Annotated in this window: 19 protein-coding genes; 5 read left to right on the top strand and 14 right to left on the bottom strand. The window is 66.0% G+C overall.

Annotation, left to right across the window (positions count from 1 at the left end; all coding sequences use genetic code 11):
• The first annotated feature begins 52 nt into the window (after positions 1–52).
• From A5636_RS22475 to A5636_RS22465, 3 genes are all read left to right on the top strand, one after another.
• Entirely contained in the window at positions 53–1021 is a 969-nt protein-coding gene (locus A5636_RS22475; RefSeq protein ID WP_065160841.1) for an alpha/beta hydrolase, read from the top strand.
• A gap of 22 nt (positions 1022–1043) precedes the next feature.
• The gene (locus tag A5636_RS22470; RefSeq protein WP_065160840.1) at positions 1044–2006 is read left to right on the top strand and encodes an alpha/beta hydrolase; all 963 of its coding nucleotides are present in this window, start codon (positions 1044–1046) and stop codon (positions 2004–2006) included.
• 69 nt (positions 2007–2075) lie between these two features.
• Positions 2076–3584: a flavin-containing monooxygenase gene (locus A5636_RS22465; RefSeq protein WP_065160839.1), complete on the top strand. Its 1509-nt coding sequence runs from the start codon at positions 2076–2078 to the stop codon at positions 3582–3584.
• Positions 3585–3588: 4 nt separating this feature from the next.
• On the opposite strand, the gene A5636_RS22460 is transcribed toward A5636_RS22465, so the two are convergent.
• Positions 3589–5244: a GMC oxidoreductase gene (locus A5636_RS22460; RefSeq protein WP_065160838.1), complete on the bottom strand. Its 1656-nt coding sequence runs from the start codon at positions 5242–5244 to the stop codon at positions 3589–3591.
• Positions 5245–5343: 99 nt separating this feature from the next.
• Here A5636_RS22460 and A5636_RS25805 point away from each other — a divergent pair, with 99 nt between their 5' ends.
• Complete coding sequence (locus tag A5636_RS25805; protein ID WP_253900670.1) at positions 5344–6681, top strand: alkane 1-monooxygenase; 1338 nt, start codon at positions 5344–5346, stop codon at positions 6679–6681.
• Positions 6597–7103, top strand: coding sequence for a pyridoxamine 5'-phosphate oxidase family protein (locus A5636_RS22455; protein WP_253900669.1), 507 nt, complete (start codon positions 6597–6599; stop codon positions 7101–7103). The genes A5636_RS25805 and A5636_RS22455 overlap by 85 nt, the downstream gene beginning before the upstream one ends.
• A gap of 5 nt (positions 7104–7108) precedes the next feature.
• Here A5636_RS22455 and metK read toward each other — a convergent pair whose 3' ends face one another.
• The 13 genes from metK to A5636_RS22390 form a co-directional block, all read right to left on the bottom strand.
• Positions 7109–8320, bottom strand: a complete 1212-nt coding sequence (gene metK, locus A5636_RS22450; protein WP_065160836.1) for a methionine adenosyltransferase — start codon at positions 8318–8320, stop codon at positions 7109–7111.
• Positions 8321–8445: 125 nt separating this feature from the next.
• Positions 8446–9705: a bifunctional phosphopantothenoylcysteine decarboxylase/phosphopantothenate--cysteine ligase CoaBC gene (gene coaBC / locus A5636_RS22445; RefSeq protein WP_065160835.1), complete on the bottom strand. Its 1260-nt coding sequence runs from the start codon at positions 9703–9705 to the stop codon at positions 8446–8448.
• A gap of 17 nt (positions 9706–9722) precedes the next feature.
• The gene (gene rpoZ, locus A5636_RS22440) at positions 9723–10055 is read right to left on the bottom strand and encodes a DNA-directed RNA polymerase subunit omega (protein WP_065160834.1); all 333 of its coding nucleotides are present in this window, start codon (positions 10053–10055) and stop codon (positions 9723–9725) included.
• Between the two features lie 54 nt (positions 10056–10109).
• A complete protein-coding gene (gene gmk / locus A5636_RS22435) occupies positions 10110–10703 on the bottom strand; it encodes a guanylate kinase (RefSeq protein ID WP_065160833.1) in 594 nt (197 codons plus the stop codon).
• Between the two features lie 12 nt (positions 10704–10715).
• Complete coding sequence (gene mihF / locus A5636_RS22430; protein WP_036355303.1) at positions 10716–11030, bottom strand: integration host factor, actinobacterial type; 315 nt, start codon at positions 11028–11030, stop codon at positions 10716–10718.
• 397 nt (positions 11031–11427) lie between these two features.
• On the bottom strand, positions 11428–12312 hold the full coding sequence (gene pyrF / locus A5636_RS22425; protein WP_065160832.1) for an orotidine-5'-phosphate decarboxylase: 885 nt from the start codon (positions 12310–12312) through the stop codon (positions 11428–11430).
• Positions 12305–15661: a carbamoyl-phosphate synthase large subunit gene (gene carB, locus A5636_RS22420; RefSeq protein ID WP_065160831.1), complete on the bottom strand. Its 3357-nt coding sequence runs from the start codon at positions 15659–15661 to the stop codon at positions 12305–12307. Before carB ends, pyrF begins: the two co-directional genes overlap by 8 nt.
• Before the next feature lie 94 nt (positions 15662–15755).
• Positions 15756–16883, bottom strand: coding sequence for a glutamine-hydrolyzing carbamoyl-phosphate synthase small subunit (carA, locus tag A5636_RS22415; protein WP_065160830.1), 1128 nt, complete (start codon positions 16881–16883; stop codon positions 15756–15758).
• Positions 16884–17087: 204 nt separating this feature from the next.
• Complete coding sequence (locus A5636_RS22410) at positions 17088–17585, bottom strand: PH-like domain-containing protein (protein ID WP_065160829.1); 498 nt, start codon at positions 17583–17585, stop codon at positions 17088–17090.
• Between the two features lie 49 nt (positions 17586–17634).
• Positions 17635–18939: a dihydroorotase gene (locus A5636_RS22405; RefSeq protein WP_065160828.1), complete on the bottom strand. Its 1305-nt coding sequence runs from the start codon at positions 18937–18939 to the stop codon at positions 17635–17637.
• Positions 18936–19880, bottom strand: a complete 945-nt coding sequence (locus tag A5636_RS22400) for an aspartate carbamoyltransferase catalytic subunit (RefSeq protein ID WP_065160827.1) — start codon at positions 19878–19880, stop codon at positions 18936–18938. Before A5636_RS22400 ends, A5636_RS22405 begins: the two co-directional genes overlap by 4 nt.
• The gene (pyrR, locus tag A5636_RS22395) at positions 19877–20449 is read right to left on the bottom strand and encodes a bifunctional pyr operon transcriptional regulator/uracil phosphoribosyltransferase PyrR (protein WP_065160826.1); all 573 of its coding nucleotides are present in this window, start codon (positions 20447–20449) and stop codon (positions 19877–19879) included. Before pyrR ends, A5636_RS22400 begins: the two co-directional genes overlap by 4 nt.
• Before the next feature lie 269 nt (positions 20450–20718).
• Positions 20719–21144 carry a cellulose-binding domain-containing protein gene (locus A5636_RS22390; protein WP_065160825.1) on the bottom strand — a complete coding sequence of 142 codons (426 nt, stop codon included), beginning with the start codon at positions 21142–21144 and terminating at the stop codon, positions 20719–20721.
• Between the last annotated feature and the right edge of the window lie 31 nt (positions 21145–21175).

Here is a 21175-nt window from a genome sequence, read left to right as displayed (position 1 = left end):
GCAGGCGCCCACCCACCCGACAACCATCAGACGAGATGCGTACGGTACCTGCATGCCCAGTTTGGACAACACCGCCGGTGCGCGCCCAGGAGTCGATCCCATCCTGCTGAAGGTACTGGATGCGGTTCCGTTTCGGCTATCAACCGAGGACGGAATCGACGCCGTTCGACAACGGCTGCGCGACCTGCCGCGCCGGCCGTTGCATCCCGAACTGCGCGTCGAGGACCGCACCATTGCCGGTCCGGGCGGGCCTATCGACATCCGGATCTATTGGCCGCCAACCGCTTCCGAGCAGAATAATCCTGCGCCGGTGGTGCTGTTCTTCCACGGCGGCGGATTTGTGATGGGCGACCTGGACACCCATGACGGCACCTCGCGCCAGCACTGCGTCGGCGCCGACGCCATCGTCGTGTCCGTCGACTACCGGCTGGCTCCCGAGCACCCCTACCCCGCCGCCGTCGAGGATGCTTGGGCCGCAACACGATGGGTCGCCGAGCACGGCCCAGAAATCGGTGCCGACAGCTCCCGGATCGCAGTCGCCGGAGACTCGGCCGGTGGCACCATCTCGGCGGTGATCGCCCAACTGGCCCGCGACGAGGGCGCACCACCGATCGCCTTCCAATTGCTGTGGTACCCCTCAACTATGTGGGACCCGTCGCTGCCGTCGTTCAGCGAGAACGCCACCGCACAGATCCTGGACGCGAGGGCGATTGCCGACTTCTCCCGTTGGTACGCAGGCGAAGTCGACATGTCCAACCCACCGGCAGGCATGGCGCCGGGACGCGCGGAGAGCCTCGCCGGACTGCCCGCCGCGTACATCGCCGTCGCCGGCTACGACCCGCTGCGTGACGACGGTATCCGCTACGGTGAGTTGCTGGCCGCTGCCGGTGTGTCAACTGAGGTGCACAACGCCGAAACTATGGTGCACGGCTATCTCGGTTATGCCGGTGTGGTGCCGGCCGCCACGACCGCGATGGATCGAGGGTTAACGGCGTTGCGCGTTGCTCTACACGGACAGTGACCGGAGTGCGTACGGTATTTGCATGACGGAATCCCGAACCGCCGGCGCGGAAATCGACCCATTCCTGAAGATGTTGCTCGACGCCATTCCGATGACCTTCACCGCATCCGACGGTGTCGAGGTGGCCCGCGCGCGGTTGGCCGCATTGAAGGCACCCCCGGAGTTGTTGCCCGATCTGCGGATTGAGGACCGCACCATCCAATACGGCGAGCATGACGACATTCCGGTGCGAATCTATTGGCCGCCCACCGCGGCCCAGGACGGCCTGCCGGTAGTCGTCTTCTACCACGGCGGCGGTTGGTCACTCGGCAGCCTGGACACCCACGACCACGTCGCGCGCGCCCACGCCGTCGGTGCGGACGCCATCGTGGTGTCCGTGGATTACCGGCTCGCTCCCGAACACCCGTTCCCCGCGGGAGTTGAGGATTGCTGGGCCGCCTTGCGTTGGGTGGGGGAACACGCCGCGGAGTTCGGCGGTGACCCGAATCGCATTGCCGTCGCCGGTGATTCAGCGGGCGGCAATATTTCTGCGGTGATGGCCCAGCTCGCTCGGGACGCCGGCGCACCGAAGCTGGCGTTCCAGCTGTTGTGGTATCCGTCCTGCATCGGCGACCGGTCGCTGCCGTCGTTCACCCAGAATGTGTCCGATCCGATCCTGGATGCCGACGTCATCGACGCGTTCCTGGCCTGGTACATCCCCGACCTCGACCTGAGCGACTACACCACGTTGCCGCCCAATCTCGCACCGGGCAACGGGGAGCTGGCCGGCCTGCCGCCGGCCTTCATCGGCACCGCCGAGCACGACCCGCTGCGCGACGACGGTGCCCGGTACGCGGAATTGCTCACCGCGGCCGGGGTTCCGGTGGAGTGGAGTAACGAGCCAACCATGGTGCATGGCTATGCGAGCTTCGCCTTGGTTGTCCCCGCCGCCGCCGAGGCGTTGAACCGCGGACTGGCGGCGCTGAAGAAAGCGCTGCATCCGTAGCAAATGGCGCCATCCAGCGCGCACGGTCGACGCCGTATCCTGCGGTAAACCGTCTGGAGGAATTCCGCCATGCCTACCGCACCCGACCATCAGGTCGTCATCGTCGGCGCCGGATTCTCCGGCATCGGCAGCGCCATCAAGCTTGATCAGGCCGGGCTCACCGACTACCTGGTCATCGAGGCCGGCGACGGCGTGGGCGGGACCTGGCACTGGAACACCTATCCGGGTATCGCGGTGGACATTCCGTCGTTCTCCTACCAGTTCTCGTTCGAACAGAGTCCCAACTGGTCACGCACCTACGCCCCCGGTGGCGAGTTGAAGGCCTATGCCGAACATTGTGTGGACAAGTACGGCATCCGCTCGCGGATCCGGTTCAACACCAAAGTGATCTCCGCTGAGTTCGATGACGAGCACGGCTGGTGGCGGGTGCGGACGGATCCGGGTGTGGGGGCACCTCCAGGTGGTGGGGAGGTGATCACCGCCAGGTTCCTGATCAGCGCCAGCGGGGTGCTCACCGTGCCGAACCTGCCCGATATCGACGGCGTCGATTCCTTCGACGGCATCACCATGCACACCGCGCGCTGGGATCACAGCCAGGACCTGTCCGGCAAGCGGGTCGCGATCATCGGCACCGGCGCGTCGGCGGTGCAGGTCATCCCGGAGATCGCGCCCATCGTGGACCAGCTCACGGTGTTTCAGCGAACCCCGATCTGGTGCTTCCCGAAGTTCGACGTGCCGCTGCCTGCCGTGGCCCGCCGGGCGATGCGGATTCCCGGTGGCACCGTGCTGCAGCGGCTGCTCAGCCAGGCGTTCGTCGAGTTGACCTTTCCCATCTCGGCCCAGTACTTCACGGTGTTCCCGCTGGCCAAGCGGATGGCCGACGCGGGTCGCCGCTACCTGCGTCAGCAGGTAGACGATCCGGAGGTACGCGCGAAGCTCACCCCGCAGTACGCCGTGGGCTGCAAACGTCCCGGCTTCCACAACACCTATCTGTCCACGTTCAACCGCGACAACGTCCGTCTGGTGACCGAGCCGATCGACAAGATCACGCCCGGCGCCGTGGCCACGACCGATGGTGAGAATCACGAGATCGACGTGCTGATCTTGGCGACCGGCTTCAAAGTGATGGACACCGACAATGTGCCCACCTATGCCGTCACCGGTAGCGGCGGCAGGTCGTTGAGTCGCTTCTGGGATGAGCATCGTCTGCAGGCCTACGAAGGCGTCAGCGTTCCCGGATTCCCCAACCTGTTCAACGTGTTCGGCCCGTACGGCTATGTCGGATCCTCTTATTTCGCGCTCATCGAGACCCAGACGCATCACATCGTGCGCTGCCTCAAGCGGGCCCGCCGCGAGGGAGCCACCCGCGTCGAGGTCACCGCGGAGGCGAACAGTCGGTACTTCGACGAGATGATGCGCAAGCGCCACCGGCAGATCTTCTGGCAGGACAGTTGCCGGCTGGCCAACAGCTACTATTTCGACAAGAACGGCGATGTCCCGCTGCGGCCCACCACGACGGTCGAAGCGTATTGGCGCAGTAGACGATTCGATCTCGACGACTACCGTTTCAGCGCCTGACCGTTCACTTGCGCCCCTGCAGGATTCCCTCGATATTGCGTTCGGCCAGTGCGGTGATCGTCATGAACGGGTTGCAGCCGAGATACCCCGGCAGCAGCGACGCGTCGTTGACGTACAACTTGGGATAACCCTTGACCCTGCCGTAACTGTCAGTCGCTCTACCCCGTACCACCCCGCCCAACGGGTGAACGGTGTTGGGCGCCAACGCTTTCCCTTCGAACAGGTCGTCACGGTAGTCCACACCGTTGGCGTGCGTCACCTTGTCGAAGACTTTTCGGGCCCGGACCCGCAGGTGTTCGGTGTAATCCTCGGGCCAGTCGATTCTGACTGTGTTGGAGGCACGGTTGTAGACGATGTTTGCGCGGTCGCCGGTGCGCACCATCGCGTAGTAACCCAGCGCATAGGTTTCCACCGGCAAGGGTAGCGAGAACATGCTGGCGTACACCGGGTTGTCGGGATCGTCGCGTCCGTCCAGGTTGATCATCCCCATCAGGGATTGCCGGGTCCCGGCGGGATCGCTCGACTGGAGCATATGCGCGACCATGATGTCCCCGTTGTTGCCATAGCCGCGGCCGATCTCTTCGTTCAAATCCGGTAGTGTCCCCGTCTCGCGCGCCCGCAGCAACAGCTCCGTGGTACCGAGCACTCCGGCGCTGAGATACAGTTCGTCGCAGCCGATTTCATCGCGTCGCAGCTCCGTGCCGAACCGGTCGATCACGCGAGTAGACACCACGTACTCGCCGGAGGGCTCACGCCGGATCCCGGTGACTTCCGTCAGCGGCTGCAAGGTGACCTTGCCGGTCGCCAGCGCCGCGGCGATATAAGTTTGATCGACGCTGCCGATTCGGCCGTAGTTGTTGCCGTACTGCTGCTCGAAGTCCAGCGCCGAGCGCGGAACCTGGCCCGTCTCTTCTCGTCTCATGTAGTCGAACGAGTACGCGCTGGCGTTGTAGTCGACGCGGTAGCCAGCTGCTGCCGCGTACTGCCGCCCTACCCGTGCGTATTGGAACCACGGCGTCTGTTCGAACCAGTCCATGTCGCGATAGCTGATGCGCAGCATCGCCTTTGCGCGTTCGATGTATGTGCCGAAGAAGGCGGCGGGGTCGATGTCCGGGAGCGCGGCGCGCATTTGCGCAGCGGTAGGTATAGCCGCAATCGCCGCGTTGACCAGTGATCCCCCACCGACTCCCATGCCACGAAACACGGTGTGCGCGCCGTGCACGACTTTGTCGCAGACGCCGGCCTGGACCGGCAGTTGCGATGGCGCATGCTTGGCCACCTCTTCCATCGACACGCCCCGGAAGGACGGCACCAAACTCGGCGGCACATCGGTGAACCAGCCCGCCCTGTTGTCGGCGGGGAGCATGCGAGAGAAGCGTTTACCGTCGTTGTCGGCGGCATCCCATAATCTGCCCCGCTCCAGAATCAAGGTTTCGATGCCGGCTTCGCCCAGCCGCAATGCGGACACCCCGCCCCCGTAGCCGCTACCGACAACGATGGCCCGATAGTGGGTATTGGGCCGGGACGAGCCCTCGTCGCGGCGCATTCCGAGTTCGATCGCTCCAGCCCCGACCGCACCCGCGGCGATCCCGGCGGCCGCCCCCAGAAAGCGCCGCCGGGAAAAGGTCGTCCGCTGAGGTCCCCGATGCCTCTGGCTCATCTGTCCCACCCCCGAACTAGCCAACTCTTAGTAATCTAACGTAGGTTTAGCCATACCGGAAGTATGGGAATAGCCAGTTTTATGGGTGGGGATACTGCTATGTTACTCAAAGAGCAACCATACGAAAGGCGCGAAGGGCGAGCCGCGCCGACATCACACGAGGGTTGGCGAGATCCCAAGCGGTACCTCTGGCTATTGGCCGCGGCCGTTCCAGGGTTGGTCGTGGTGTCCTGGTTGCTGGTCCGAGCCACCGGACTGGGCGTGTTCTGGTGGACCGGCCCGCTGCTGGCATTCGGGGCGATACCCGTCCTCGATCACCTGATCCGGCCCGATTCCAGCAGCCCTCCGGACACCGTCTTGGCACGGCTGGAGAACGATCGCTATTACCGCTGGATTACCTACCTCTACCTGCCCAACCAATATGGCTCGGTGCTGCTGGCGTGCTGGCTTTGGAGCGGGGGCGGTTGGGTCGCAATGACTTTCGTCGACAAACTCGGTCTGATGTTGACCGTCGGTCTTATCGGTGGGTTGGCCATCAACGCCGCCCACGATCTCGGTCACACCCGCGAGCAAACGGAGCGACACCTCTCGAAGATCGCGCTGGCGCAGACGTGTTACGGACATTTCTACGTTGAGCACAACCGCGGGCACCACGTGCGAGTCGCCACACCGGAAGACCCGGCCAGCGCGCGCTTCGGCGAGAGCCTGTACGCCTTCATTCCCCGATCGGTAGCCGGCGGCGTGCGCTCCGCGTGGCATCTCGAGGCCGGACGGTTGGCCAAGATCGGGAGGTCCCGCTGGAGTCCGCGCAACGAAGTGCTCAACGCATGGCTGATCAGCGCCGTCCTGTTCACCGTGCTGGCCATCTGGTTTCGTCCCGTCGTGCTGCCCTGGCTGTTCGGGCAGGCTGTGGTGGGGTTCGGTCTGCTGGAGACGGTCAACTACACCGAGCACTATGGTCTGCGGCGCCGACTGCTACCCAGCGGACGCTATGAACGGGTGCGGCCGTCGCACAGCTGGAACAGCAACACGGTGATCGCCAATGTGTTCCTCTTCCACCTGCAGCGCCACTCCGACCATCACGCCAACCCGTTGCGCCGGTACCAGGCACTGCGCGGTATGGACGAGGCGCCACAGTTGCCGAACGGCTACAGCGCGATGGTGCCGTTGGCCATGGTGCCGCCGCTGTGGCGGCGCGTGATGGATCCGCGAGTCCTCGACTTCTACCAGGGCCGTGTCGAGTTGGCCGCACTGAAACCGGATCGGCCGCCGGCCAACGCTACGCTCACACGGTGGCGAAGGAATTTTCGCAAATCGACGAGTCGCTCCGCGACTTCATTGCTGAGCAGGCAATGTTCTTCGTGGCGACTGCGCCTAGCGAGGGTGGCCGAGTCAACCTCTCCCCCAAGGGATACAGCGACACCTTCGCCGTACTAGACGACCACACCGTCGCCTACCTCGACCTGTTCGGCAGCGGCGTCGAGACGATCGCGCATCTGCGCGACAATGGCCGCATCACCATCATGTTCATCTCGTTCACCCGCAACTCGCGCATCCTGCGGTTGTTCGGCACCGGCCGGGTGGTCCGTCCGGACGACGACGAATTCCAGCGTGTGCGAGCGCATTTCGAGCGGCTACATCCAGGCGTCCGCGCCGCCATCGTGGTCGATCTGGAGCGAATCGCCGATGCGTGCGGGTTCTCGGTGCCCTACTACGAGCTCGTCGACGAGCGTCCCGTGCTGGACACCTATCACGCCAAGCAGCCCGACGAGGGCTACCAGCGCACCGTTGTCCGCAACCGGCACAGCATCGACGGCCTACCGGGGTTGGACCCGGACCATCCGCTACCGCCCGAGTAACACGCCTAAATGGCGCTCTTGAGGTCGTCGACCTTGTCCAGCTGCTCCCACGGCAGCTCCACATCGGTGCGACCGAAGTGCCCGTATGCCGCGGTCTGCGCATAGATCGGCTGCAGCAGGTTCAAGTCGCGGATGATGGCGCCCGGGCGCAGGTCGAACACCTCGCCGATGGCCTTCTCGATCTTGACCGGGTCGACGGCCTCGGTACCGAACGTCTCGACGAACAGGCCTACCGGCGCGGCCTTGCCGATGGCGTAGGCCACCTGCACCTCGACCCGCTCCGCCAAGCCGGCAGCGACGACGTTCTTGGCCACCCAGCGCATCGCGTATGCGGCCGACCGGTCAACCTTCGACGGATCCTTGCCGGAGAACGCACCGCCGCCGTGGCGGGCCCAGCCGCCATAGGTGTCGACGATGATCTTGCGGCCGGTCAGTCCGGCGTCACCCATCGGTCCGCCGAGGACGAATTTGCCGGTCGGGTTCACCAGCACCCGAGTTGTCGACGAGTCCAGCGTCTCGTGGGCCAGGTCCTGCAGCACCGACTCCAGCACGTGCTGGCGGATATCGGGGTCCAGCGTGTTCTCCAGGTCGACACCGTCGGCGTGCTGCGTCGAGACGACGACCGTGTCCAGCCGGACCGGAACGTTGTCCTCGTAGGCGATGGTGACCTGCGTCTTGCCGTCTGGGCGCAGGTAGGGCAGCGTGCCATTCTTGCGGACCTCTGTGAGCCGCCGCGACAACCGGTGCGCGAGGGCGATGGGCAACGGCATCAGCTCGGGGGTGTCGTTGATCGCGTAGCCGAACATCAGGCCCTGATCGCCGGCGCCCTGGGCGTCCAGCGGGTCGGCCGCGCCCTCGACGCGGGCCTCGTGGGCGGTGTCGACGCCCTGGGCGATGTCGGGCGACTGTGCGCCGATGCCGATGTTGACCCCGCAGGAGGCGCCGTCGAAGCCCTTGTCGGAGGAGTCGTAGCCGATATCCAGAATTCGTGCGCGCACCGTGTTCGTGATGTCGGCGAACGCCTCCTTCGCCGAGGTGGTCACCTCCCCCACCACGTGCACCTGCCCAGTGGTCACCAACGTCTCGACCGCCACCCGGGAGCGCGGGTCGCCCGCCAGAAGCGCGTCGAGGACCGAGTCGCTGATCGCGTCGCAGATCTTGTCTGGATGCCCCTCGGTCACCGACTCACTGGTAAATAGCCGACCCTTCTCGCTCACCCTTTACGTCCTTCCAGATCCTGCCCGCCCAAGATGTTAGTTAGGCGAATTATTTTCTTCAGTCTTACTCAACCGGCTGTGCCTGGTGTTTGCAAATTTGGTCGGGCAACGCTGCCCGACACACGTTATCCGACGTCCCCGTGCAGAAACGTGGAGATCGCATCAACGATACGGCTTGCCATCAGCGTCTTGGACCCGTGCTGTAACGCCGACTCGGTCCCGTCGGCCGAAAGCAGCCAGCCATCGTTGCTGTCCACCTCGAATGCCTTGCCCTCACCGACGGCGTTGACCACCAGCAGGTCGCAGCCTTTTCGCTGCAGCTTGGCGCGAGCGTGGAAGAGCACGTCCCCGTTGGCGTCACCGGTCTCCGCCGCGAACCCGACGATGGCCCGCATGTTGGGCAACTGCCCGTGCGAGCGGGCCTGCACCGCGTTGGCCAGCACGTCGTCGTTGCGCACCAGCTCGATCGGGGGCGGCCCGTCCTGGTTGTCCGGGTTTTTCTTGATCTTGGCGGTGGCGACCTGAGTGGGACGGAAGTCGGCCACGGCTGCGGCCATCACCAGCACGTTTGCCTCCGGAGCATGCTTGGACACCGCGTCGCCGAGCTGCTCGGCAGAGCTGACATGGACGACATTGACACCGGCGGGGTCGATCAGTCCCGCGGTGTGTCCCGCAATCAAGGTGACCTCCGCGCCACGCTGGGCGGCGACCCGCGCGACGGCGTAACCCTGCTTGCCGGAGCTGCGATTACCGATGAAACGCACCGGGTCGATCGCCTCCCGAGTACCGCCGGCGGTCACCAGGACCCGGTACCCCGAGAGGTCGAACGGCAGCGCATCCTGACGCTCGAGCAACAACTGGGCCAGCGTGGTGATCTCCTCGGCCTCGGGCAGCCGGCCAGCGCCGCTGTCGGTGCCGGTGAGACGCCCGGATGCGGGCTCGAGCACCACGGCGCCGCGCCGGCGCAACGTGGCGACGTTGTCGACGGTGGCCGGGTGCAACCACATCTCGGTGTGCATCGCCGGGGCGAACAACACCGGACACCGGGCGGTGAGCAGGGTGGCGGTCAGTAGGTCGTCGGCGCGGCCGGCCACGGCGCGGGCCAGCGTGTCGGCGGTGGCGGGTGCGACCACAACCAGATCAGCCTGCTGGCCCAAGCGAACGTGCGGCACCTCGGGAACGTCTTCGAAGACCCCAGTGCGCACCGGCGCACCGGACAACGCCTCGAAGGTGGCTGCGCCTACGAAGCGCAGCGCGGACTCGGTGGGGATGACCCGCACCGAATGACCGGCTTCGGCGAGCTGACGGACAACGGTGCAGGCCTTGTAGGCCGCGATACCGCCGGAGACCCCGACGATGATCCGCTTAGTGCGCTCACTGTCCATGCCCGCGCCGGACCCTGTTACTCGCCCTCGGTGTGTTCGAGCAGGTCAGAGTGGATTTCGCGCATGGCGATGGACAGCGGCTTCTCTTGCAGCCCCGGCTCGACCAGGGGCCCGACGTACTCGAGGATGCCCTCACCCAGCTGGTTGTAGTAATCGTTGATCTGCCGGGCCCGCTTGGCCGCGTAGATCACCAGCGCGTACTTGCTCGAGACGCGGTCCAGCAACTCGTCGATGGGCGGGTTGGTGATGCCCAGCGGGGTGTCGTAGGCGCTTGCGCCTCCGGCCGCAGGATCGAACTGGTCCACGGCGGGAACGGCGGCCAACGAGGCGTCGGACGGCGAAATACTCACGAAAAAAATCTCCTGGCGGCATAGAGCGGGTTTACGAGTAAGAACCTGAGGGGCTTACGCCGGCTGCGGCGCGTTTCCCACCAGCAAGGATACCAATTCGGCGCACGCAGACTCTAATCGGCGATTTACCACGACCACGTCGAAGTCGTCCTGGGCTGCCAGTTCGATGCGCGCGGTATCCAATCGACGCCGGATGACCTCGGGCGTCTCGGTTCCCCGGCCCACCAGCCTGGCCTCCAGATCCTCCCAGCTGGGCGGGGCCAAAAAGACGCTGGTGGCCGCGGGCATGGCCGCCTTGACGGCCCGGGCTCCGGCCAAGTCGACCTCGATGAGCACCGGAAGACCGGACCCGGTAGCGGTGCGTACCGGCTCCGCCAGAGTGCCGGACCGGTGTAATCCCCCGTGGATGTCGGCCCATTCCAGCAGTTCGCCCTCGTCGATCAACTGCTGGAAGCGGGCCGGGCTGACGAAGTGGTAGTCGACGCCGTCGACCTCCCCCGGACGCGGTGCCCGAGTCGTGGCCGACACGCTGAAGTGCAGATTCGGAATCCGCTCGCGCAGACACCGCACCACTGTCGACTTACCGACCGCGGAGGGACCGGACAGCACGACGACACGTCCTGTGTCCGGTCCCTTGCCGGCGCTCACCGGCGCTCCGGGTTAGGAGCCGAACTTTTCCAGCAGGGCCTTGCGCTGACGGTCGCCCAGGCCGCGCAAGCGCCGGGTCGGCGCGATCTCGAGCTCGGTCATGATTTCCTGCGCCTTGACCTTGCCCACCTTCGGCAACGCCTCCAGCAGCGCAGACACCTTCATCTTGCCCAGGACTTCGTCGCTCTCGGCGTCCTTGAGCACCTGAGTCAGGTTGGTGCCGCCACGCTTGAGCCGATCCTTGAGCTCAGCTCGTGCTCGACGTGCGGCAGCAGCCTTCTCCAACGCGGCCGCGCGCTGCTCGTCGGTCAACTGGGGAAGGGCCACGATTCCTCCGTCTCTCATCGATAACCATCGATCGTTGATTGTCTCGGCCGGATACTCCAGCCAGCGCAGACGACCGTACTCACGCTTCCTGACGAAATCTAACCCGACCCCCCGGTTTCGGGGTCATTTGTCCAGGTGAGTCCCGCGTCGACGCGCTTGGCTACGCGGTTCGGCGGCCCGCCCGGCAACCTCGACTGCGACTCGTCGAGCAGGCGCGCCAGTCCGGCCGTTTCCGGTTTCCCGCTTGAGATAAGCCGCCTATCTGCGGTTTTAGTTACTCACCGGCTGCTGGTGCGGCGGCGGGACCAGTGATCGACGGCGCGAGGGCGGCCCACCGCGGCGGGCAGTGCCACGAATCACGAAACCGCGCGGCGAGTCGCGCGTGTCGCGCGGCGCGTCACGCCAGGTAGGCGACCGCTTCGAGCAGGCGTTGAGCGGCGGCGCGAAGTGCCGGCACGTCCGGTCCGGCCCGCAACACCTCGCGGGCCACGGCCGGCAGCAGCTGCTGGGACGTCGCGCCCCCCAGACCGGCCAGCGCCTCGGGACGGCCGCCCTGCGCCCCCACTCCGGGCACCAGCACCGGACCGGCCAGGGCGGACAGATCGGGGGGATCCAGGACGGTGGCGCCGACGACCACGCCGACGGAGCCGGGCTGCGCAGCCCCGGTGGCCCGCTGATCGAGCGCCTGATTGGCCGCCTGATTGGCCGCCTGATTGGCCGCCTGATTAACCGATGCCACGTGGTCCACGATCAGTTGCGCCACCGTGCGGCCGCCGGTGTCGGCGCGCTGCACCGTCGACCCCTCCGGGTTGGATGTGGCGGCCAGCACGAATACGCCGCGGTTGTGCGCGGCGGCGACCTCGAGCAGCGGTCGCAACGAACCGAAGCCCAGGTAGGGCGAGGCGGTCACGGCGTCCGCGGCCAGCGGCGAGTCGCCGGCCCAGGCGGCGGCGTAGGCGGCCATCGTCGACCCGATGTCGCCGCGCTTGGCGTCGGCCAGCACCAATACACCGTTGGCTTGCAGAGCGGCGATTGTGCGTTCCAGCACCGCCAGCCCCGCCGACCCGTAGGCCTCGAAAAACGCCACCTGGGGTTTGACCACCGCGAAGTCGGCGAAAGCCTGCACGCAGACATCACAGAAGGTCGCCAGGCCGTCAGCGCAGGTCGGGAGGTTCCAGGCCCGCAGCAACTCGGGGTGCGGATCGATACCCAGACACAGCGGCCCCCGGCTCGACCTGGCCTCGGCCAGCCGGGCACCGAAGCTGGGCCCGGAACTAGTCAACGTGCCCGTCTCGGGTGCCGATGGAGCGGTGCAATTCCTGCAGCGATAACACCCCTATGTCGCCACGAATACCCGCCTCGATGCCCTGCACCGCGGCCGAGGCGCCCTGAACCGTTGTGATGCAAGGGATATTCTCGTTCACCGCCACCGAGCGGATCTCATAGCCATCGATGCGCGGACCGGAGTTGCCGTACGGGGTGTTGATCACCATGTCGACCTCACCGGCGCGGATCGCGTCGACCGCCGACAGAGCCGGTCGCCCTTCGGTCGGCGACTCGAAATGCTTGCGCACCTCGTCGCACGGAATACCGTTGCGGCGCAACATCTCTGCCGTCCCCTCCGTAGCCAGAACACGGAATCCGAGGTCAGCCAGCCGCTTGACGGGAAACACCAGCGACCGCTTGTCCCGGTTGGCGACGGACACGAACACGGTGCCCCGCGCCGGCAGCGACCCGTACGCGGCGGTCTGGCTCTTGGCGAAGGCGGTGCCGAAATCACGGTCGATGCCCATCACCTCGCCGGTGGATTTCATTTCCGGCCCGAGTAGTGAATCGATGGCGTCACCGTTGGCGCGCCGAAACCGGTGAAACGGCAACACTGCTTCCTTGACCGCGATCGGCGCGTCCGGCGCCGCGTTCCCGCCGTCCCCGGATGCGGCGAGCATGCCCTCTTTACGCAGCTGGGAGATGCTGGCCCCCAACATGACCCGGGCACAAGCTTTTGCCAGCGGGATCGCCGTGGCTTTGGACACGAAAGGCACCGTGCGACTTGCCCGGGGGTTGGCTTCCAGAACGTAGAGCACATCGTCCTTCAGCGCGTATTGCACGTTGAGCAGACCCACGACCCCGATACCGTGGGCGATGGCCTCGGTCGCTTGGCGGACCTTCTCGATGTCGCTGCGGCCCAGCGTCACCGGCGGCAGGGCGCACGCCGAGTCGCCGGAGTGCACACCGGCCTCCTCGATGTGCTCCATGATCCCGCCGATGTAGACCTCGGCGCCGTCGCACAGCGCATCCACGTCGATCTCGACCGCGTCTTCCAGGAAGCGGTCGACCAGCACCGGGTGCTCGGGTGAGAGCTCGGTGGCCCGGTTGATGTAGCCCTCGAGGGTGTCCTCGTCGTAGACGATCTCCATGCCGCGACCGCCGAGCACGTAGGACGGACGGACCAGCACGGGGTAGCCGATGTCGGCGGCGATGCGCCGGGCCTGCTCGAAAGTGGTCGCCATGCCGTACTTCGGTGCCGGCAGTCCCGCGGCGGTCAGTACGTCACCGAAAGCGCCCCGATCCTCGGCCAGGTCAATGGCTTCCGGCGGCGTCCCGACGATCGGCACCCCGGCGTCGTAGAGCCGCTGAGCCAACCCCAGCGGGGTCTGGCCGCCGAGTTGGACGATGACGCCCACCACGCCGGGGCCACCGGCACCCGACTGGTCCTCGGCGTGGAACACCTCCAACACGTCTTCGAACGTCAGCGGCTCGAAGTACAACCGGTCCGCGGTGTCGTAATCGGTGGACACAGTCTCGGGGTTGCAGTTGACCATCACGGTCTCAAAACCGGCCTGGCTCAACGTGGTTGCCGCGTGCACGCAGCTGTAGTCGAACTCGATGCCCTGCCCGATCCGGTTGGGGCCGGAACCCAGGATCAGCACCTTGGGCTTCTCGGTTTGGGGGGCCACCTCGGTTTCGGCGGCCGGGTCGATCTCGTAACTGCTGTAGTGGTACGGCGTTTTGGCCTCGAACTCGGCCGCGCAGGTATCCACGGTTTTGTACACCGGGTGGATGTTCAGCCGTTCGCGCAGCGACCGAACGCCACCTTCGCCCGCTAATTCCGGTCGCAGCGCTGCGATTTGGCGATCCGAGAGGCCACTGTGCTTGGCGTGGCGCAGCAGATCGGCGTCCAGTACCGGCGCATCGACGAGTTCGGCGCGCAGAGCCACCAATTCGTCGATCTGCGCCACGAACCACGGGTCGACGCCGCTGGCCTGGGCGACCTGCTCCACCGATGCGCCCAACCGCAGCGCAAGTTCGATGTCGTACAACCGGCCCTCGGTCGGAGTCTCCAAGCGGGCCAGCACGTCGTCGACATTGCCGGCCGGGTCCGGTTTGGTCCAGAACCCAGCTCGGGTGGTTTCCAGTGATCGCATCACCTTGCCGAGCGCCTCAACGAAGTTGCGGCCCAGCGACATTGCTTCGCCGACGGACTTCATCGTGGTGGTCAGGGCGGGATCCGCGCCCGGGAACTTCTCGAAGGCGAACCGGGGCGCCTTGACGACGATGTAATCCAGGGTGGGCTCGAAGCAGGCCGGCGTTTCCTTGGTGATGTCGTTGACGATCTCGTCCAGGGTGTACCCGATGGCCAACTTCGCGGCGATCTTCGCGATCGGGAAACCGGTGGCCTTGGAGGCCAGCGCACTCGAGCGGGACACCCGCGGGTTCATCTCGATGACGATGAGCCGCCCGTCGTCCGGATTGATGGCGAACTGGATGTTGCAGCCGCCGGTGTCGACGCCGACCTCGCGCAGGATGTCGATGCCCAGGTCGCGCATCTGCTGGTATTCCCGGTCGGTCAGGGTGAGCGCGGGCGCAACGGTGACCGAGTCACCGGTGTGCACACCCATCGGGTCGACGTTCTCGATCGAACAGACCACCACCACGTTGTCGTGGCCGTCACGCATCAACTCGAGTTCGAATTCCTTCCAGCCGTAGATCGATTCCTCGATGAGCACGTTTGCGCTCGGGCTGGCGGCCAGGCCCGCACCGGCCATGCGTTCGACATCCTCGACCGACCGGGCCATACCCGAGCCCAGGCCACCCATGGTGAAGCTGGGCCGCACCACGACCGGCAGCCCAAGGTCCTCGACCGTCTCCCGAACCTCGTCCATGGTGAAACAGACACGGCTACGGGCGGATTCGCCGCCCACCTTGGTGACGATGTCCTTGAACCGCTGGCGGTCCTCGCCACGCTGGATGGCATCGATGTCGGCGCCGATGAGTTCGACTCCGTGGCGCTCCAGTGCGCCGTTCTCGAACAGGGCGACCGCGGTGTTGAGCGCGGTCTGGCCACCCAGGGTGGCCAGCAGCGCGTCGATCTTGTTGCCACGCTCCGCCTGCTGAGCGATCACCTTCTCCACGAATAACGGGGTGATGGGTTCGACATAGGTGAAGTCGGCGTACTCCGGGTCGGTCATGATGGTGGCCGGGTTGGAGTTGATCAGGCTCACCTGTAGGCCCTCGGAGCGCAGCACCCGACACGCCTGAGTGCCCGAGTAGTCGAACTCGGCCGCCTGGCCGATGATGATCGGCCCAGAGCCGATCACCAGCACGTGGTTGATGTCATTCCGCCGGGGCACTAGCGACGTCCTTTCCGGGCACGAGGGTGCGCAGATGCACATTCGCTACGGCGCGGCGCCGTACCGCTGCGCACGCTCGCGGTGGGGATGGTGATCATTTCTCCCCTTCCATCAGGTCGACAAACTGGTCGAACAGGTAGTTCGCATCGTGCGGGCCCGCCGCTGCCTCGGGGTGGTACTGCACCGAGAAAGCGCGTCCGTCAGTGAGCCGCACGCCCTCGACCACGCCGTCGTTGGCGCAGGTGTGACTGACCGCCGCGGTGCCGAATGGCGTGTCGAAGGACTGACCGGCCTCGCCTTCGAGGGCGAAACCATGGTTCTGCGCGGTCACTGCCACCCGTCCGGTGGCGTGGTCGATGACCGGGATGTTGATCCCGCGGTGACCGAACACCATCTTGTAGGTCGAAAGTCCCAGCGCCCGGCCCAGGATCTGATTGCCGAAACAGATGCCGAACAACGGGATTCCGGCGCCCAGCACCTCGCGGGTAAGGGCGACAATGTGGTCGGCGGTGGCCGGGTCGCCGGGACCGTTGGACAGGAAGACACCGTCCGGCCGGATCTCGCTGATCTGATCGAACGTTGCCGAAGCGGGCAGGACGTGGCTGCGAATTCCGCGACGCGCAAAGTTGCGGGGTGTGTTCGTCTTGATCCCGAGGTCCAGAGCGACCACGGTGAACCGCGGCCGGTCTTGTCCGTCTTCGGGTTCGACAACATAGGGCTCCGGGGTGCTGACCTCGCCGGCCAGATCGGCGCCCAGCATCGGCTGCTGCCCGCGTACCCGCTCGACCAGCTCGTCGGGTTCGGCCAGTGCCGCTCCGGAGAACACGCCCGCCTTCATCGACCCGCGGCTGCGCAGATGGCGCACCACCGCCCGGGTATCGATGCCGGAGACCCCGACGATGCGTTGACGCATGAGTTCGGCCTCCAGCGAGCCGGTGGCCCGCCAGTTGGAGACCCGAGGTGACGGATCGCGCACCGCGTAACCGGCGACCCAGATCTTGTCTCCGCGGCTTTCCGCGTCTTCGTCGTTCCACCCGGTGTTACCGATCTGTGGGGCGGTGGCCACCACGATCTGGCGGTGATAGCTCGGGTCGGTCAGCGTCTCCTGGTATCCGGACATGCCGGTGCTGAACACGGCCTCCCCCAGCGTCTGACCGACCGCCCCGAACGGTGTGCCGGTGAAGACGCGCCCGTCCTCAAGCACCAGCAGGGCCTTACTCATAGGCGCCGCTCCTCCCCATCGCTTCGCTCTGCATCGTCGTGGCGCGACTCATAGGCGCCGCTCCTCCTCATCGCTTCGCTCTGCATCGTCGTGGCGCGACTCATCAGCTCGACTCCTCATCGCTTCGCTCTGCATCGTCGTGGCGCGACTCATAGGCGCCGCTCCTCCCCATCGCTTCGCTCTGCATCGTCGTGGCGCGACTCATCAGCTCGACTCCTCCAACCACTTCGCATATTCGTCTCGGTTGTTCGCCCGGAATCCGGTGCAGATCTCGGTACCCGACGGCAGCCGCCATTTGATCGCCAGGATCCCGTTGCGGGCCGCGACCTTGCCGGCAATGCCGCGTTCGGTGCGGATGTCGGTGATGGATTCCTGAGGGATCCAAATCGGTTGGGCCCCAATCCGCTCCACCAGGATTCCCTCCGTGTAGCGGGTCAACACCGCTTTGCTTCGGTACCCCAGATCACCCACCGCGACCCGGTCGTTCCAGGCCGGCGTGAAGGTGCAGCCGATGTAGAGGCCCTTAGTGATGATTTCCGCGGCGCCGACGTCGACAGGCACCTCCGGCAAGTCGCCCACCAACTCTACCTGTCGCTCTGCGCGGCGCCGCCAGCCGCGCATCATCAACTGGATCGCCACCGCAAGCAACACCACGAGCACGGCCGCGAAGATCAGCGACCCCACCAGCGTGCCCGAATTCATCAGCGCTGCTCCTCCTCATCGCCGCGCTCTGCATCGTCGCTGGCGCGGTTCATGCCGGACTTTTTCCGTCCCGGGCGGTGACCTTGCCGCGGAGCAGCGTTGCGGTCACCCTGGCCGGCAGCGTCATCGATTCGTACGGCGTATTGGCCGACCGACTGGCCAAGTCGGTGCCGGAAACCGTCCAGGTCTCGTCGGGATCGACAACAGTGAGGTTGGCCGGTTCGCCCACTTCCAGCGGACGGCCGTGATCGGGCAACCCGACGATGCGGGCGGGGTTCTCACTCATCACCCGTGCGACGCCTCGCCAGCTCAGCAGGCTGGGCTGCACCATCGTCTGAACCACCACCGACAGCGCGGTTTGCAGTCCCAGCATGCCGGGGCGGGCGGCGGAGAACTCGACACATTTCTCATGCTCGGCGTGCGGGGCGTGATCGGTGGCCACGCAATCGATGACCCCGTCGGCCAGTGCCTGTCGCAGCGCGATCGCATCGGAGGCCTCGCGCAACGGCGGATTGACCCGATTCAACCCGTCGTAGCTGGACAGCCTGCTGTCGTCGAGTAGCAGGTGATGCGGGGTCACCTCGGCGGTAATTGAAATACCTTGCTCCTTGGCCCATTTGACGATTTCGACGGTGCCCGCAGTGGAGGCGTGGCAGATGTGCACCCGGGCGTTCGCGTCCCGGGCCAGCAGGGCGTCGCGGGCGACGATGGATTCTTCGGCGGCCCTTGGCCATCCAGAGAGTCCGAGGCGGGCGGCGGTGGGACCCTCGTGCGCGACGGCACCGGCGGTCAGCCTCGGTTCTTCGGCGTGCTGAGCGATCAGCACACCCAGTCCGGTGGCGTATTCCAGCGCGCGCCGCATCACCAACGGGTCGTGCACGCAGATGCCGTCGTCGGAGAACATCCGCACCCCGGCGGCACCGGCATTCATCATGCCCATCTCGGTCAACTCGACCCCGGCCAGTCCGACCGTGACCGCACCGACGGGATGCACATCCACCAGGCCGATCTGCTGTCCGCGGTGCCAAACATGGTCGGTGACCACAGGGCTGTCGGCGACGGGATTGGTGTTAGCCATCGCGAACACCGCCGTGTATCCGCCCAGAGCCGCTGCCGCCGAACCGGTTTCGATATCCTCGGCATACTCGCGGCCCGGTTCGCGCAGGTGGGTGTGCAGGTCGACGAACCCGGGCAGCAGCACCTGGCCGGTAGCGTCGATGACGTCGGCCATATCTGGAATATCCAGTCCCGCACCGATATCCGCGATCTGGCCGGAGTAGCCGGGCGTGTCGACGAGCACGTCGACCGGCTCGCCTTCGCCGTACAGGCGTACACCCCTGATCAGCACACTCATGCCGCAATTTCCTCCGCACCGACCAACACGTGGAACAGGACCGCCATCCGAACATGCACGCCGTTGGAAACCTGTTGCAGCACAGCCGACTGTGACGAGTCGGCCACCGAGGAGGAGATCTCCATGCCCCGCAGCATCGGACCGGGGTGCAACACGACGGCGTGACCAGGTAGCAGCGCCTGGCGTCGCGCGGAAAGCCCATACAGCGTCGAATACTCGCGCACCGACGGGAAGAACCCGCCGTTCATCCGCTCGGCCTGCACCCGCAGCATCAGAACTGCATCCGCGGCGGGCAACTCCGCGTCGAAGTCATTGGAGACGGTGACCGGCCACCCCTCGACACCGCGCGGCAGCAGAGTTGGCGGCGCCACCAGGACGACCTCGGCGCCCAGGGTGTGCAGCAGCATCACGTTGGAGCGGGCCACCCGGCTGTGCAGGATGTCGCCGACGATCACGATGCGACGGCCCTCGATGCCGCCGAGCCGCTGGCGGATGGTCAATGCGTCCAGCAGCGCCTGGGTGGGGTGTTCGTGAGTGCCGTCGCCCGCATTGATCACCGACGGGCCACCGCTCGCGGCGGCGGTCCACTCGGCCAGCAGCTGAGCCGCCCCGGACGCCGGATGCCGGATGATCAATGCGTCCGCTCCGGCCGCCCGCAACGTGAGCGCGGTGTCTCGCAGGGACTCCCCCTTGCCGACTGACGACCCGCTGGCACTGACGTTGACCACGTCGGCGCTCATCCACTTGCCGGCTACCTCGAACGACACCCGGGTACGGGTCGAGTTCTCGTAGAACATCGTGACCACCGTCCGGCCACGCAACGTCGGCAACTTCTTGACGTCGCGCCCCACTAGCGCCTGCGCGAACCGGTCGGCGTCGTCGAGGATGGCGGTGGCTTCATCGCGGGTCAGGTCGCCGGCGGCGAGTAGATGCCGGCTCATGCGGCACCCTCCCGGTCGATGACTACCCCGTCTCGGCCGTCGTCTTCGCGGAGTTGCACGTGCACACTCTCGCTGCGCGAGGTCGGCACGTTCTTGCCGACATAGTCGGCACGGATGGGCAGTTCACGGTGCCCTCGGTCGACGAGCACCGCCAACTGCACGATCCGCGGCCGGCCGACGTCACGCAGGGCGTCCAGAGCCGAACGCGTAGATCGTCCGGAGTACAGCACGTCGTCGACCAGGATCACCAACGCGTCGTCGATGCCGCGGCCCGGGATGGAGGTCGCCTCGAGCGGACGTGGGGGCTTGATCATCAAGTCGTCGCGGTAGAGCGTGATGTCCAGGGAGCCGTGATCGACGGTGACGCCGCTGTATTCGGCGATGTTGGCGGCGAGGCGACTGGCCAAGGTGACGCCTCGGGTCGGGATTCCCAGGAGTACCACCCGTGTGGCGTCGGGACCGTCCAGCGCGGTCTTCTCGATGATTTGGTGCGCCATGCGAGAAATGGTGCGGCCGACGTCGGCCGCTGACATCAGTTCCCGCGGTTGCCGGTTTGCTGCAGCACCCATGCGAAAATCTAGACCTCCTTCTCCGCCTCTCCGGACGGTCCGTTAAAGGATGTCGACTGCCGGGCAGCCTAGCATGGACCGCTAGTAGCTCCGCTGTCGCGAATCGGGGAATTGGCGTGATGGCAGGCATTTCGCCACACCAGAAACATTTGCCACATCAGCCACTGGCCGAGAGGGTGACTTGTTTGCCCGGCTCTGCGCGACAAGGAGCTAGGCGCGGAGTCGCTGCGCAATAAGCAGCTAGGCGCAGGGGTTGTGGCGTCCAGCAGTTAGCCGCAGGGCTGTCCGTTGATCCGGCAGTTCACCGGCGGAGAGTAGGTACCGCTGAGTACGCCTCTCATCCCGCCTGTCGCTGTGCCACCGGGTGCGATGACGCGATTCCAGTTCGCCGGGCCCACGACAAAGTGCGTGCCGGATTGACTGAAGGCGCTGTTCCACGTGTGCAGGAGGGATTGCCCCACCGGCATGTCGAATTCCAGCCGCCAATCGGCTAGTGGCGCCATGCTCATGTTGGCGACGGTGAAGTTGGCGATGAAACCTGTCTGCCACGTGTGTTCTACCGTCAAGGTCGCCCTGGCCGCGGCCGCATGGGCTATCGGGGTGAAGCCAAGCCCCAGGACGGAAAGGACGACCGCGGCTATCACCGCGTGAAGCGCAGTGCGCCAGCGCTTCTCGCCACGGGTCCGTCGGATCATAGGAACCCACACTATAACCGGGCAGACGCAG

Source organism: Mycobacterium asiaticum, from assembly GCF_001673315.1.
Lineage (GTDB): Bacteria > Actinomycetota > Actinomycetes > Mycobacteriales > Mycobacteriaceae > Mycobacterium > Mycobacterium asiaticum_B.
This window is presented reverse-complemented; position numbering and strand designations above follow the sequence as displayed.

Bases quoted from the DNA above. Each gene is read 5' to 3' on its own strand.
- A5636_RS22475 (WP_065160841.1), top strand. From the start codon at position 53: ATGCCCAGTTTGGACAACACCGCCGGTGCGCGCCCAGGAGTCGATCCC.
- A5636_RS22470 (WP_065160840.1), top strand. From the start codon at position 1,044: ATGACGGAATCCCGAACCGCCGGCGCGGAAATCGACCCATTCCTGAAG.
- A5636_RS22465 (WP_065160839.1), top strand. From the start codon at position 2,076: ATGCCTACCGCACCCGACCATCAGGTCGTCATCGTCGGCGCCGGATTC.
- A5636_RS22460 (WP_065160838.1), bottom strand. From the start codon at position 5,244: ATGAGCCAGAGGCATCGGGGACCTCAGCGGACGACCTTTTCCCGGCGG.
- A5636_RS25805 (WP_253900670.1), top strand. From the start codon at position 5,344: ATGTTACTCAAAGAGCAACCATACGAAAGGCGCGAAGGGCGAGCCGCG.
- A5636_RS22455 (WP_253900669.1), top strand. From the start codon at position 6,597: ATGTTCTTCGTGGCGACTGCGCCTAGCGAGGGTGGCCGAGTCAACCTC.
- coaBC (WP_065160835.1), bottom strand. From the start codon at position 9,705: ATGGACAGTGAGCGCACTAAGCGGATCATCGTCGGGGTCTCCGGCGGT.
- carA (WP_065160830.1), bottom strand. From the start codon at position 16,883: ATGAGTAAGGCCCTGCTGGTGCTTGAGGACGGGCGCGTCTTCACCGGC.
- A5636_RS22410 (WP_065160829.1), bottom strand. From the start codon at position 17,585: ATGAATTCGGGCACGCTGGTGGGGTCGCTGATCTTCGCGGCCGTGCTC.
- A5636_RS22405 (WP_065160828.1), bottom strand. From the start codon at position 18,939: ATGAGTGTGCTGATCAGGGGTGTACGCCTGTACGGCGAAGGCGAGCCG.
- A5636_RS22400 (WP_065160827.1), bottom strand. From the start codon at position 19,880: ATGAGCCGGCATCTACTCGCCGCCGGCGACCTGACCCGCGATGAAGCC.
- pyrR (WP_065160826.1), bottom strand. From the start codon at position 20,449: ATGGGTGCTGCAGCAAACCGGCAACCGCGGGAACTGATGTCAGCGGCC.
- A5636_RS22390 (WP_065160825.1), bottom strand. From the start codon at position 21,144: ATGATCCGACGGACCCGTGGCGAGAAGCGCTGGCGCACTGCGCTTCAC.